This is a genomic window from Mesorhizobium sp. M1399 (genome assembly GCF_040317735.1).
GTDB lineage: Bacteria > Pseudomonadota > Alphaproteobacteria > Rhizobiales > Rhizobiaceae > Mesorhizobium.
The window spans coordinates 126,694-138,508 of sequence record NZ_JAMYKZ010000001.1; the positions used below are offsets into that span (position 1 = coordinate 126,694).

An 11,815-nucleotide genomic window follows, 5' to 3' on the forward strand; every position below is an offset into this window, starting at 1 on the left:
TGCGGACCCTTCAGTTGAAAGGATGCAGGATGTAAACGCACCTGCTGGCGAATGGCGTATCGGCAATTTCTTCGTCGCCAACGACAAAGTCGAAGCTGCAGTGCACGGACATTGTCCTGCGCTCAACGATGCAAGGAACCTGCGAGGCGGCGCGATCCAGTTCCGGCGCATGGTCGATGACAACGACATGGGCATTGTTGATCAGCGAAGAAGGCAGCTGGCCAGACGGTTCGCGGCTTCCGCAGGGCGTTGGCGAATAGCCGAGCAGCACGAGGCCGCAACTGGGCGGCTGGTGCTGGCGGATGGACGCCGATGATCCGGACAGATGCAACAGGCTCTCTCCGGCACCGGGCAATAGCCAAGCGGCTTGCAGCATAATCACGTCCGCGGAATCAAACAGTCTTGCGGGAGGCAAGATTGCGTTGTGTCGCCCGAAATCCCAACATACAAGACAAATATGATGGATGTCACGCAACCACGCAATGCCGGTATGGACTGGCACGAGCAAGCCTTGGACCTCACGCGGGGAATTGCTGCTTATGTCAACTGCCCTCTCGTGGCAGGGCTGGCGCGCGTCGTCACCAAGCATCCGAAGGCCGATATCGCCAACGCCTTCAACCACAAGCAGGTCGCCTGCAAGATGTGGGCGCTCGACAGGCTGTTCGAAAGCTGCGGCGGCCGGTTCGGGCGCATATGGGTTCTGGGTGGATGGTACGGCGTATTGCCGGCAATGCTTTTCAACGACGCCCGCTTCGACATCGCGGCGGTCGATAGCATCGACATCGATCCCGAAGTCGCGCCGGTCGCCCGGACCCTCAACCGGGAAGCCGGCGACCGGTTCCGGGCGCTAACGGCAGATATGTACGCACTCGACTATGCGGCCGTCCGGCCCGACCTGATAGTCAATACGAGCTGCGAACACATAGCCGATCTGCGCGCCTGGCTTGCTCTGCTTCCGCGGGGCACGAATGTACTGCTGCAATCGAACGATTATTTCAGCGAGCCGACGCACATCAACTGCGTGGCTTCACTTGCAACCTTCGAAGCAATGGCGGCGCTACGGGAGGTGCGGTTCTCCGGCGAACTGCCGACAAAAAATTATACGCGCTTCATGCTGATTGGAACTGTTTAATGTATTTCGCCCAAAAGTGCGTAGCGGTTTTCGGACAACGACATGCATAAAACAGGACTTGAAGCGCGTCGCACGAAACTCACCAGACGCGACGTGCGTTAGTCCTACTGAGTCAGTAACGCAGTAGGACTAGGATCTATCGTCTGTTTGATCATGAGCTTTTCCGAAACCGGGCTCCACTTTTAGGGACCATGTTCGATACCGCTCGTGCAGGATTTGCGCGGAGCGACGCGCGCCTTCCAGATCGAGACGATGCGCGGATGGCGTCGGTCTCACAAGCGCCTGTTCGATCGCTTGCGCCAAACCTTCAGGCGTTAGGTCCTTTTCCATCAGCACCGTTGCAAGACCGAGTTCTTCGAGCATCAGGGCGCGAACCGTCTGTTCGGTTTCCCCGCCGGCTGCAAATGGAACGAGCAGGGAGCGACAACCCGCGCGCAGGACATCGCAGACCGTGTTGTAACCCGCCTGCGAGACTGACAGGCGGGCGCCTGTCAGCAGGCTGGCGAAATCCTCGCGGAACCGGAAGATGGACAGGCCCGGCGTGGCATCGCGTGCGATCGCGTCAAATTCGTCTTTCGGCAGGTTTGGGCCGGTGATCAAACACCATTTCCGAGCGTTGTTGGCATTCCGCGCCGCTGCGATCGTGGAGCTGACAAGGCTCTTTCCGGCAGCCCCGCCGCCAACCGACACCAGAACGTCGAAGCGCTCGGAGGCCGCGGGTGAGGGCGGCGCGGCAACGAGCCCTGTGTAGGTGACCTCGGCCCTGATCGTCCCAGCCAGCGGAAATGTCTTGTCGATGGTTGCGAACGCCGGATCGCCGTGGACCATAACAAGGTCGAAATGCCTGTTGATGAGATCGACCGTTTCCTCGTTTCGGCCCGGCTTGACGCGCTCCTGAAGGATGTCACGGACGGACGTCGCCAGCAGCGGTCTGGGCGACGTCGCGTCGATGGCCTCGATCAGCGGCAAGAGTTCGAAACGCATCTGTCGGCGTCCAAATGGAAACGCCTCGAGAATGACGATATCAGGCCTGCAATCCCGGAATGCCTGCAGCAGCATCTCTGAACGCCATTTCTTGAAATCATCGTCGATCGGGTTGCCCTCCAGGTCGACAAGTCCGGAAAATCCTTCATCACCGGAGGTGACAGGTGGCAGGATTACAGATTTTACACCGAGTCCCGGAAACCCGGCGATCGGCGCTCCGCCGGTCACGACGGTCACGTCAAACCCGTCATCGACCAGAGCCGCCGCAATGCGGCTGGCGCGCGCAAGATGGCCGATGCCGAGCAGGTGCTGGACATAGAAGAAAGCGCGCAGCCGCTTCATTCGGCGGCCCGCCACTCCCGCTCGAACAGTTCCTTGAGCTGTCCAATGCTTGCCATATGATCGAAATTGCCGCGCACGCGCCGCTCTGCGGCGTCGCCGAGGCGGGCGCGCAGTACGGGATCACGGATCAGGCGCTCCAGCGCCTGTGCCAGGGCAATTGGGTTTTCCGTCGGAACCAGCAGCCCGGTTTCATCCGGCGATAAAAGCTCCGGCACGCCGGAAATATCGGTCGACACGCAGGCAAGCCGCTGGCTGGCCGCCTCCACCAGAACATTCGGCAGACCGTCACGATCGCCATTTGCGGTGATCCTGCAGGCCAGGGCGAAGATGTCGGCGCGGCGGTAGTGCTCAAGCACTTCCTCCTGCGCAAGCGCGCCTTTCCAAGAGACGCGACCATCCAGTCCGAGCTTTTGCGCCAGCGCCTTGAACCGCTCCAGTTCCTCGCCGCCGCCGATATGCTCGAAACGCCACGCCAAATCACCGGGCAACAGGGCAAGGGCCTGCAGCAACGTATCGTAACCTTTCTTTTCAACGGCGCGCCCGACACTCAGAACGACAACCGGTTCGTCCGGCGCCGAGCCGTCATGCTGCTTTCGCGCCTCGCCGAAACTGCCGAAGCGATCAAGGTCGAGCCCATGATAGCTCAGATGTATAGACGAGTTGCCGTTAGCGAGTTTTTTCAGACGGTCGAAGCCGGTTTTCGTGCAGGTGACCGTCCAGCGCGCCGAGGAAAGCTTGCCGGCCAGATCCCAGTCCGCCGAAGTCCAGATGTCCTTGGCATGGGCCGAGCAGGTCCAGGGCAGGCCACGAAGCTGGCTGGCATAGCGCGTCACCGATGCCGGTGTGTGCGCGAAATGTGCATGCAGCCAGCCCGCGTCTTCCGGCCATTCGGCCGCCAGCACGAGCGCTTGCCCGAAGCGGCGCGCGCGATTGCGCGTAAAGTCGTGGGGGAGATCGGCAGCCAGCGATCCGAGCGTGCGCCAGAAGCACGGCCGCAGCAGATAGGCAAACAGCGAGCGAAGCACGCGCAGCGGCTCTTCATGCAGATATTCCGGCAGATAATGGACCGGCGCTTTGATCTCGTCATGCACGGGGTGGCGTTTTTCGTCGGTCGGCCGCCTGAGCGCGACGAGTATCAGGTCGAACCCTGCACGCTCCAGACCGAGCAATTCCTGCGCGATGAAGGTTTCGGACAGCCGCGGATAGCCCTTCAGAACCACGACGATCTTGCGATGTTGCAACTCAGGTCATTCCTTCAATGACCGAAAGGTGATGGCCGGCCCGCCGGTCGAGCAGTTCCGCGACGATTTCGGAAATATGAGGCAGCCCTTCCAGCGTCAGATGCGGATTGCTCTGTGATGGGTGGGGCCGGTCCGGCAGCGCCACCAGTGCATCGGCAAACCGCTGGGAATCCTTGGCTTCCTCCGGCAAAAGCATCTCGATGAGGCCAAGTTCGGCTGCGCGCCGAGCGCGGATCAGTTGTTCCTGGCGGGGCTCGACGCGCGGCACGATCAGCGCCGGCTTGTCGAAAGACAGTATCTCGCAATAGGTGTTGTAACCGCCCATCGCCACTACCGCCTTGGCGCCGGCAATCAGGTCTTCCATGCGGTTGTCGAACTCGATGATCTTGATGTAGGGGATCTTGGACCCCTTCTTGAGCAGCTTGTTGCGCTTGCGCGCCGGCATGTAAGGCCCAAGCACGATCAGGGCCCTATGCTGCAATTGCGGATCCTGCTGATAGGCATCGATGACGTCGTGGATCAGTTCGGCGCCGTCACCGCCGCCACCGGTAGTAACGAGGATATAGTCGCCCTCGGGCCGGTGGCCGGGCAACTCGTTCCGCTGCAGGCTCCGTTGCAGGAAACCGACGAACCTCATCTTTGCCCTGACAGCCGGCGGCACATCCAAGCCGGTCAACGGATCGTAGAAATCCGGCGGGCCATAGGCCCAGACCTTGTCGTAGAACAGGCCTATCTTGCGCATCACATCCCTGCGTGCCCACTCTGCTTCGAGCAGATGCGGCGCATCCATTACCTCGCGCAGGCCAAGCACGAGAGTGGTGCCCCGCGTCTTGAGGTAGGACAGCGTGTCCTCGATCTCACCGCGCAGGCCGAGCGGTTCCTTGTCGACGATGAAGATATCCGGCCGGAAGGTCTCAGCTGTATGGCGGATGATCGACTGGCGCATCCTTAGCGTCTCATGCAGATCGATGTCCTTTTCCAGCGAGGTGTATTCGCCGTTGCGCAGCTTGATGACGCTGGGGATCTTCACGAAGTCGACACGGGCGCGGTAGTCGAAGGCGCCAGCGATAGTCGCACCCGAAATGATAAGCACCTGAAGTCCGCGGAAATCCTCGACCAGCGAATGCGCGATAGTCCGGCAGCGCTGCAAATGGCCGAGCCCGAACGTGTCGTGGCTGTACATGAGAATTCGAGCGTTTTCTGCGTGCTGGGTCATTGTTGAACGTCTCTTAGAATTCTCGCTTTGAGGACCGTGAGCGACCCGCCGGCTTCGAAACCATCCTGGTTTTGAAACATGAGGCCGCGATTTTCAATTTGTATTACTTCTGTGGAATGCCTGTCAGATAACTTTCTGATTGCCTGAGTCCGAAACTAGATGGATTGGCGAATATCGCCTCGGCGGGAGCGGGTCGAGACTCCCTGTTGTTGTTTTGGGGATCGAAGGGGAAAGCGGTGTCCAAAAGATCGGCAGAAGTCATCGCTCTTGATTCCAATAAGGCCTCTCCGAACTTGATTGGTTTCCGAGCGGTGAAAGCGAATTCCGCTATCCTGCGCATATAGTCAATTGCTTGATCGGTATACGAAAGGACAGGGTCACCGGGCGTCGCACGGCGCATGTTGTTGTAGAACTCATTTCGCGCGCCATTGCTCTCGGTCTTGGGGGACCAAAAGTGCTGCCCATCAATCTCTTGACGGGCGGTCTGATTATGATTCACCGACCAGAACTGAGCCATCTATCGCCCAAGCTAGCCGGAATTTCGGCAGGAATCGAGTGGACGCCAGCGCTCACAACACACCGCCTGCGGCAGAGTGTGTGCAACACCGGTTACTTGTCGATCGCTATGGCCTCTGGCTAATGCCTTAGCTGGGGCGGTGACGGTCCTTTTTGAGACGACCTGAGCGCGTCGCCGAACGTCGCGAGGTGCGAAAATCACTCGATTGGTCCCGATAGTTGGCGAAACCTCAATGAGTTTGATGATTGGCCTCGTAGGTTCACAGAGGGCGGCGACGATCTCGTCGGGGTTCTCTTCCGCCTAGTTGAAGATCCAGGCTGCCGACCGGGAGATCGACGACTTCATCACCGTCGCACGCTCGCGCCTAGCGTGACGAGAAGCTCGTCCAGTTGCTCGAACGTCTCGCCCATCGCATCCGCCGCCCCGGTGCCGGCAGCGTCGAGAGCTTCCTTTGAGGGATAGAGCTCGTGCATGACCAGCAGCGTCTTGCCACCTATTTCCTCGAAGGTCACCGTGGTGATGGGTCCACCGTCACCACCTTCGTCATTGGTCCAGACGAGGCGCGAGTGCGGTGTCACTTCGATATACCTACCGAAGAACTCGTCAGGGTTTGAGGCATCGTGGCCGAATACCAAACGGTACCTGCCCCCGACACGAACATCCATCTCGCAGGAACGCAGGAACATGCCCATCGACTTCGGTGCCCACCACCGCATGAACAGCTCGGGCTTGGTCCAAGCCTCGAACACGGTGCGTGCCGGCGCGTCAAAGGTTCGCGTAACGACCAGCTCCCGGTCGGACTTCCGTTCCACCATCGTGCGGTTCTGCATGGGGGTGGGCTCACTAGCTCTTGTTTCGTCCATCGACTTTCTCCTTCCGTTTCAATTCCTCGACAACCTTGTCCAACTCGTTGAAGCGTGCGTCCCAGAGCTGGCGGTGCCTCTCGATCCATGCCGCCTCTTCCTCCAGTGCGCGTAGGCCAAGCTTGCAGGTCCGCACGCGCCCAACCTTCTTCGTGGTGACGAGCCCCGCCTTCTCCAAGACGCCGACGTGCTTCTTCATGCCCGTGAGGGTCATGTGGAACTTTTCGGCAAGGTCCGTGATCGAGGCGTCTGCTCGTCCGAGTTGCTCCAAAACGCCGCGCCGGGTGGCGTCCGAGAGCGCGGCGAATGAGGCATCGAGGTGGGGCATTAAATACTGAACCATATGGTTCAGTATTTAACAGGCGGGCTGGCGGCGTGCAAGGGGAGACCGAGTGGGCTGCGTTGCCGGCCGCCCCTTCTGGTAAATCGCAAGCGATTAGCGGATGTTCAAGTCGGAGCAGGGTCGGTGAGGAAGGGCATGATGTCCACGCCGTCTCCTGGGAAGACGGTGAAATGCGGGTGGTTCTCGAACAGGCGGGCGGCGGCATCGATGGTATCGGCCTCGACGACAATATAGCCGCAGAAAGGGTTCACGGCGTCGGCGATGCCGTCCCTGGTAACGCGCCTCGTCTTACCGACCATGCCGCCGCGATCGGGGAAAAATGCGGCATTTCTCTCCTCCCAGTCCGCCCACAGCTGTAAGCCGACGGCATCAATCGTATCCTGCTCGGGCTTAGGCAGGCTGCGAAAGCGGGCGAGGTCTTCGGGCTTCATGGTGTAGACGGCAAGAAAGCGGGGCATGCGGCGGTTTTTTCTTCGTGGTGGCAGAAGCATGCTAGCTTAGACTCCTGGAGGGCCCAAGTCACTGCGCATTACCACCCTTTGGCGCTCCGTATCTTTCAGTCCGAAATGATGACCCGAGGCTAAGGTTGGCCATCTATTTTGAACGCTGACCTGGGCGGGCGGAACTGCTCCACCACCAGATCAACACGCACATCAAGCGTCATCCTCGCTGTTAAGCGCAGGCCGAAAGTAGTGTCGACGCCACAAACTCGCGATTCTCTGATGTGCTCGCGATTCTCTAAAGAACAGAATCACCGTGCGGCAGGCGCGACCCGACCTCCACGATAGACCTGATAGCCGGCAGCAGCTCCTGCCCCAACGAGGTCAGCTCATATTCCACCGTCGGCGGCGAGGTCGCCATCACGTTGCGACCGAGGACGCCGCGCTCCTCGAGATCCCGCAGTCTGCTGGTCAGTACCTTCGCCGAAACGGCTGGGATATCGCGGCGGAGTTCCGAGAACCGACGCGGGCCTTCGCTCAGGGACCAGAGCACCTCGGGTGTCCAGCAGCCGCCAAGCAGCGCCATGCATCTCGACATGGGGCAGCCGGGGGGAGCCTTCACCTTCTTTCGCGCCTTGAGAACCATCGCACACCCTTCTCGAGGAGTTTCCAGTTGGTTACCGGAAAATGGCGGTAACCGCAAGATACGTGGTTTCCAATGGTAACGATGGCCGCTATTCGAAGGCTCTCCAATCACACAACCACGAAATGGACTGAACGATGTATGCAATAACTGGAGCAACAGGACAGCTTGGCCGTCTCGTGATCGCGGCACTGCTGAAGACCATTCCCGCCGACCGGATCGTCGCGGCGGTTCGCAATCCGGCAAAGGCCAGCGATCTGGCGGAGCTCGGTGTGATCGTAAGGGAGGCGGACTACGACCGTCCCGACACGCTCGCCCCGGCCTTCGCCGGCGTCCAGAAACTGCTACTGATTTCGTCGACCGAGGTCAGCGGCCGCCTGCCGCAGCATCGGGCGGTGATCGAGGCAACCCAACGCGCCGGAGTTTCGCTGATCGCTTACACCAGCATGCTGCATGCCGACACGTCTTCCGCAACGCTCGCAATCCAGCACCGGCAGACGGAGGAGGTCATCGCGGACTCGGGCGTTCCCGCCGTCATCCTGCGCAATGGCTGGTACACCGAGAACCATCTGCTGGCGCTTCCGGCGGCTCTGGAGCACGGCGCCTTCGTCGGCGCCGCGAAAGACGGGCGTTTCTCGTCCGCAGCGCGGCGGGACTATGCCGAGGCCGCAGCCGTGGTGCTGACGACCGACGACCATGCGGGAAAGACGTACGAGCTCGCCGCAGACCAAGCCTTTACGCTCGCCGAGCTTGCGGCGGAGGTCTCGCGGCAGTCGGGCAAGGCTATCGCCTACAACGATTTTTCCCAAGCCGCCTATCAGGATGTGTTGGCGGGGGCCGGGCTGCCGGCCGACCTCGCTGCGCTTCTGGCCGATACCGACGCCGCAGCCTCACGCGGAGCGTTGTTCGATGACGGAGGCGCCCTCGGGCGGCTGATCGGTCGTCCGACCACTTCGATGCAAAGCCTCGTCGCGGCCGCATTGCGCGGTTGAAGGCTGGGCTCAGCGACTTGAGGATGCGGTCTTTCTCGTAATGAGACCAATCAGCTTATCGATTTTCTCGGCCGGGTTCTCCTTTCGTCGCGCCGAGGCGGTTAAGCAGATTAAACGTGATCCTGCCGACATCGTTCATGGCGCCTGCGGCTGGCAGCGCGCCGCACCAGGCAACCGAGCTTGCCGAAAAGATCAAGCCGCCTGCTGCGAGCTTTCGCAGGGTCATTTCGGCGCAGCGGCGGGCGATGCGTTGCGTATCCCCGCCCTCGCACCAGCGCGTCGGATCCTGGAAGAAGCTGTCGGGAAATCCCGTCGCACGCGCGATCACGACGGTGTCCGCGGATGTGCCGAGGGCTGGATCCGTCGCATCCACTTCGTAGCCCGCGGCACCGCCCAGCACGATGCCGTCCGAACCGAAGGTCGCATTTTCAACGCCTTCGAACAGCCATGCGCATCCTGCTTCATGGCTTTCGTCAGTGCGCGTGAAGGGGCGTGCGCCTTCGAATCCCATCAGTGAGATCGCGCCACCGATCAGCGAGAATTCGCCGCGGCCACGGGAGCGGAGATAGCCGCCTGGTTCGTTGGTGATCGACAGCGCTTGTTCGGCGACCGGGCCGTCCCACGTGCGGCCGGCCTCCAGCGGCGAGCGCCGCAGCTCCATCAGATCGTCCTTGAAAGCCACAGTGGCGGCGAAGCCGTTTCCGCCGAGATAGGCGATGCTGCCGCCTTCGGCCACAAACTGCCGCAGCGCCTGCTCCATCTCGATCGACATATATTCGGGATGACTGCCGGTGACGACCGCTTGGTGTCCACGCAGACCGTCTATACCGCATTCGTGCAAATCATGATCGGTCATGACGTCAAACACGATTCCATTGTCGTGGCAGAATCGGAGGAAGTGCAGATCGACCGGCAAATTGTGTGGGCAGCCGCAGAGGGGATAATCGTAATCGTCCCTGAGCGTCACTTTCGGCTTTTTGTAGGAGCAGATAGAAACGCCGCTAAGGTCGGAGTGGTAGTCGTAAAGAGACTTCAGATTGTTGGCGACCGCGAAGCGATGTCCCCGGTCGTCGCTTTTCCATTCATAAAGATGATCTGGGAGATATTCGTCCGCATAAGCGAGATAGGTGGCCGTCGGCACGAGATACAACAGCGGCGACGAAACCTGTGATGAGGTGACGAAGAACACCACGCGTTCGTAGCTATCCTCCCATTCGATCTGGAACGCGTAGACGCCTGGGCGTGCGTTTTCAGGGATTGTCACGCAGTGCGATGCCGGCCACTCAAGCGGGCCGATGTCGTCGTCGTGGCAATGGATAGCGTCGTAGTGCGACGGCACGAAGCGAGGTTCGAAGCTCGATCCGTCCCAGCGTGCCGAAGTCATGCAGAAGGCTGGCTGATTGATCACATCGAGGAGCAGCGGATCTGCTCTGCCCGACGACAGGATCGGCTGCGTTGGTAACAGCGTCGGGAAATCCCAGGCAATGGTCCCCTGCGGTGTCTCGAGCCGGATCGCGGCAAATTTCGCGTTGAGGGTAGGTTCGTGGTGAGTAGCACTTGCGCCGAAATGGATGCCGTGCGCTTGAAGGTTCCGCGCAGGGCTGCCAAAACCTTCACGAAGTTCGTAAGGCGCGAGGAGATCATGCGATTTGATCCGCAGACGCGGCTGCTCCTGCCGCAGATCCAACTCGACAGTGAGCCACACACCAGTTGGCGCCTTCCTCTCGACAAAGGTTTCGCCGCCGATTTCCAGGGCAAATGCGCCGTCGCGGAGGCGCAGCTTGAGGGCGCCTGCTTCCAGGATCGTACGCGCACCTCCGTTGCGCGTGAGGAACAGCTCAAAACGAATGCCGTGGACGGCTTGTACTTTGGCCAGTTCGCCGGCTCGCACGAACAGGAACGACCCTTGGTCGAAATGCCGATGCCGTGGTTCACCCACCGCTTCGATGGGCCAGGCCAGAAATTCCGGAGCCGGCTTGTCGAGTCGGCAAATTCGTGTGGCCTTTATCGGCCGATCGCATGACAGGCTGAGGTTGATCTGCTGGCCTGCTTTGGCACTCCAGGGGGTGGTATAACCAACCACGCTCATCGCGTCGTGGTCTACTGCGCGCTTCATCTATCCTCCCGATGAACTCCAGATGGGCTGCGGCGAACCGCGCAGACCGGTCCGATGCCGGCCAATACGCTGCCGCTCTGACAAGCAAAGTTCCGCATGGCGCACTACCGCCATGATGTACATGCTTGTATAGATAAGCTGCATTCGGATAGTCTCGACGCGATCGGTCCAAGCGCGACATTACCAAGGAGGATGACATGCGCAACGCATCTCTCTTCGACCTGTCAGGCAGGAAGGCGCTTGTAACCGGCGCAAGCCGTGGCATCGGGCGCAGCATCGCCGAGGCGCTCAGCGCAGCCGGCGCCGACGTCGCGATCACGGCGCGCAGCGTGGCCTCGCTCGAGGAGACGGTGGCCGCCATCCGCACTGCCGGCGGGGCCGCGCATGCCATCGCCCTGGACGTCACCGATGTCGACCAATGCCGGGCGGCGACAGCCGAGGCCGGCAGCCTGCTCGGAGGTCTCGATATTCTCGTCAACAATGCGGGTGTGGAAGAGGTCCGCCCCTCGCTCGATGTCGACGAGGCCTTGTGGGACAGGATTGTCGATACGAATCTCAAAGGCGCCTTCTTCTGCGCCCAAGCCGCCGCGCGGCAGATGAGAGACGCCGGACGGCCCGGCGTCATTATCAATCTCTGCTCGTTGACCTCCGAGGTCGGGATTCCCACGGCGGTGCCTTACGGCTCGTCGAAATCAGGCCTCCTCGGCATGACGCGGGCGCTTGCGGCGGAGTGGGCCGATCTCGGGATCCGGGTCAACGCCATCGCGCCTGGCTATTTCAGGACAGCGATGACAGACGTGTTCTACAGCAACGAGGCATGGCAGCAATCGATGCTCGCCAAGATTCCGCAGCGCCGTTTTGGTGATCTCTCGGACCTGCACGGAATCGCGGTGTTCCTCGCTTCGGATGCGGCAGCCTACATAACGGGCCAGTCCATTCCCGTGGATGGAGGCTTTCTCGCATCGATTTGAAGGCTTCAGGGACTG

Annotated in this window: 13 protein-coding genes; 3 read left to right on the forward strand and 10 right to left on the reverse strand. The window is 60.7% G+C overall.

The genetic code is table 11. From position 1 onward, the window contains the following. Positions 1–10 precede the first annotated feature (10 nt). Entirely contained in the window at positions 11–475 is a 465-nt protein-coding gene (locus NKH05_RS00535; RefSeq protein WP_352482312.1) for a hypothetical protein, read from the reverse strand. Here NKH05_RS00535 and NKH05_RS00540 point away from each other — a divergent pair. Further along, positions 461–1,132, forward strand: coding sequence for a class I SAM-dependent methyltransferase (locus NKH05_RS00540; protein ID WP_031193291.1), 672 nt, complete (start codon positions 461–463; stop codon positions 1,130–1,132). The two genes, NKH05_RS00535 and NKH05_RS00540, sit on opposite strands and share 15 nt — an antisense overlap. Positions 1,133–1,261: 129 nt before the next feature. On the opposite strand, the gene NKH05_RS00545 is transcribed toward NKH05_RS00540, so the two are convergent. The 8 genes from NKH05_RS00545 to NKH05_RS00580 form a co-directional block, all read right to left on the reverse strand. Beyond that, positions 1,262–2,458 carry a glycosyltransferase family protein gene (locus NKH05_RS00545; RefSeq protein WP_352482311.1) on the reverse strand — a complete coding sequence of 399 codons (1,197 nt, stop codon included), beginning with the start codon at positions 2,456–2,458 and terminating at the stop codon, positions 1,262–1,264. Further along, the gene (locus NKH05_RS00550) at positions 2,455–3,699 is read right to left on the reverse strand and encodes a glycosyltransferase (protein ID WP_352482310.1); all 1,245 of its coding nucleotides are present in this window, start codon (positions 3,697–3,699) and stop codon (positions 2,455–2,457) included. The genes NKH05_RS00545 and NKH05_RS00550 overlap by 4 nt, the downstream gene beginning before the upstream one ends. A 1-nt stretch (position 3,700) precedes the next feature. Continuing rightward, positions 3,701–4,915 carry a glycosyltransferase family protein gene (locus tag NKH05_RS00555; protein ID WP_023716538.1) on the reverse strand — a complete coding sequence of 405 codons (1,215 nt, stop codon included), beginning with the start codon at positions 4,913–4,915 and terminating at the stop codon, positions 3,701–3,703. Positions 4,916–5,018: 103 nt separating this feature from the next. Next, positions 5,019–5,432, reverse strand: coding sequence for a hypothetical protein (locus NKH05_RS00560; RefSeq protein WP_352590455.1), 414 nt, complete (start codon positions 5,430–5,432; stop codon positions 5,019–5,021). A gap of 344 nt (positions 5,433–5,776) precedes the next feature. Beyond that, on the reverse strand, positions 5,777–6,295 hold the full coding sequence (locus NKH05_RS00565; RefSeq protein WP_352590452.1) for an SRPBCC family protein: 519 nt from the start codon (positions 6,293–6,295) through the stop codon (positions 5,777–5,779). After that, positions 6,276–6,638 (reverse strand): ArsR/SmtB family transcription factor, encoded by a 363-nt coding sequence (locus NKH05_RS00570; RefSeq protein WP_353024865.1) that lies wholly within the window; start codon positions 6,636–6,638, stop codon positions 6,276–6,278. Before NKH05_RS00570 ends, NKH05_RS00565 begins: the two co-directional genes overlap by 20 nt. 104 nt (positions 6,639–6,742) lie before the next feature. After that, the gene (locus NKH05_RS00575; RefSeq protein WP_023716542.1) at positions 6,743–7,096 is read right to left on the reverse strand and encodes a hypothetical protein; all 354 of its coding nucleotides are present in this window, start codon (positions 7,094–7,096) and stop codon (positions 6,743–6,745) included. A gap of 280 nt (positions 7,097–7,376) precedes the next feature. Beyond that, the gene (locus NKH05_RS00580) at positions 7,377–7,664 is read right to left on the reverse strand and encodes a winged helix-turn-helix transcriptional regulator (protein ID WP_353024866.1); all 288 of its coding nucleotides are present in this window, start codon (positions 7,662–7,664) and stop codon (positions 7,377–7,379) included. A 194-nt stretch (positions 7,665–7,858) separates the two neighbouring features. Here NKH05_RS00580 and NKH05_RS00585 point away from each other — a divergent pair, with 194 nt between their 5' ends. Next, on the forward strand, positions 7,859–8,713 hold the full coding sequence (locus NKH05_RS00585; protein ID WP_352964624.1) for an SDR family oxidoreductase: 855 nt from the start codon (positions 7,859–7,861) through the stop codon (positions 8,711–8,713). Between the two features lie 55 nt (positions 8,714–8,768). On the opposite strand, the gene NKH05_RS00590 is transcribed toward NKH05_RS00585, so the two are convergent. Beyond that, positions 8,769–10,829: a N,N-dimethylformamidase beta subunit family domain-containing protein gene (locus NKH05_RS00590; protein ID WP_352590449.1), complete on the reverse strand. Its 2,061-nt coding sequence runs from the start codon at positions 10,827–10,829 to the stop codon at positions 8,769–8,771. Positions 10,830–11,026: 197 nt separating this feature from the next. Between NKH05_RS00590 and NKH05_RS00595 the strand changes: the two genes are divergently transcribed. Then, a complete protein-coding gene (locus NKH05_RS00595; protein WP_023716546.1) occupies positions 11,027–11,800 on the forward strand; it encodes an SDR family NAD(P)-dependent oxidoreductase in 774 nt (257 codons plus the stop codon). The last annotated feature ends 15 nt before the right edge of the window (positions 11,801–11,815 follow it).

Coding starts and splice junctions, on each gene's coding strand:
- NKH05_RS00565 (WP_352590452.1), bottom strand. CDS start 6,295: ATGGACGAAACAAGAGCTAGTGAGCCCACCCCCATGCAGAACCGCACG.
- NKH05_RS00595 (WP_023716546.1), top strand. CDS start 11,027: ATGCGCAACGCATCTCTCTTCGACCTGTCAGGCAGGAAGGCGCTTGTA.
- NKH05_RS00575 (WP_023716542.1), bottom strand. CDS start 7,096: ATGCCCCGCTTTCTTGCCGTCTACACCATGAAGCCCGAAGACCTCGCC.
- NKH05_RS00555 (WP_023716538.1), bottom strand. CDS start 4,915: ATGACCCAGCACGCAGAAAACGCTCGAATTCTCATGTACAGCCACGAC.
- NKH05_RS00580 (WP_353024866.1), bottom strand. CDS start 7,664: ATGGCGCTGCTTGGCGGCTGCTGGACACCCGAGGTGCTCTGGTCCCTG.
- NKH05_RS00540 (WP_031193291.1), top strand. CDS start 461: ATGGATGTCACGCAACCACGCAATGCCGGTATGGACTGGCACGAGCAA.
- NKH05_RS00585 (WP_352964624.1), top strand. CDS start 7,859: ATGTATGCAATAACTGGAGCAACAGGACAGCTTGGCCGTCTCGTGATC.
- NKH05_RS00570 (WP_353024865.1), bottom strand. CDS start 6,638: ATGGTTCAGTATTTAATGCCCCACCTCGATGCCTCATTCGCCGCGCTC.
- NKH05_RS00545 (WP_352482311.1), bottom strand. CDS start 2,458: ATGAAGCGGCTGCGCGCTTTCTTCTATGTCCAGCACCTGCTCGGCATC.
- NKH05_RS00590 (WP_352590449.1), bottom strand. CDS start 10,829: ATGAAGCGCGCAGTAGACCACGACGCGATGAGCGTGGTTGGTTATACC.
- NKH05_RS00560 (WP_352590455.1), bottom strand. CDS start 5,432: ATGGCTCAGTTCTGGTCGGTGAATCATAATCAGACCGCCCGTCAAGAG.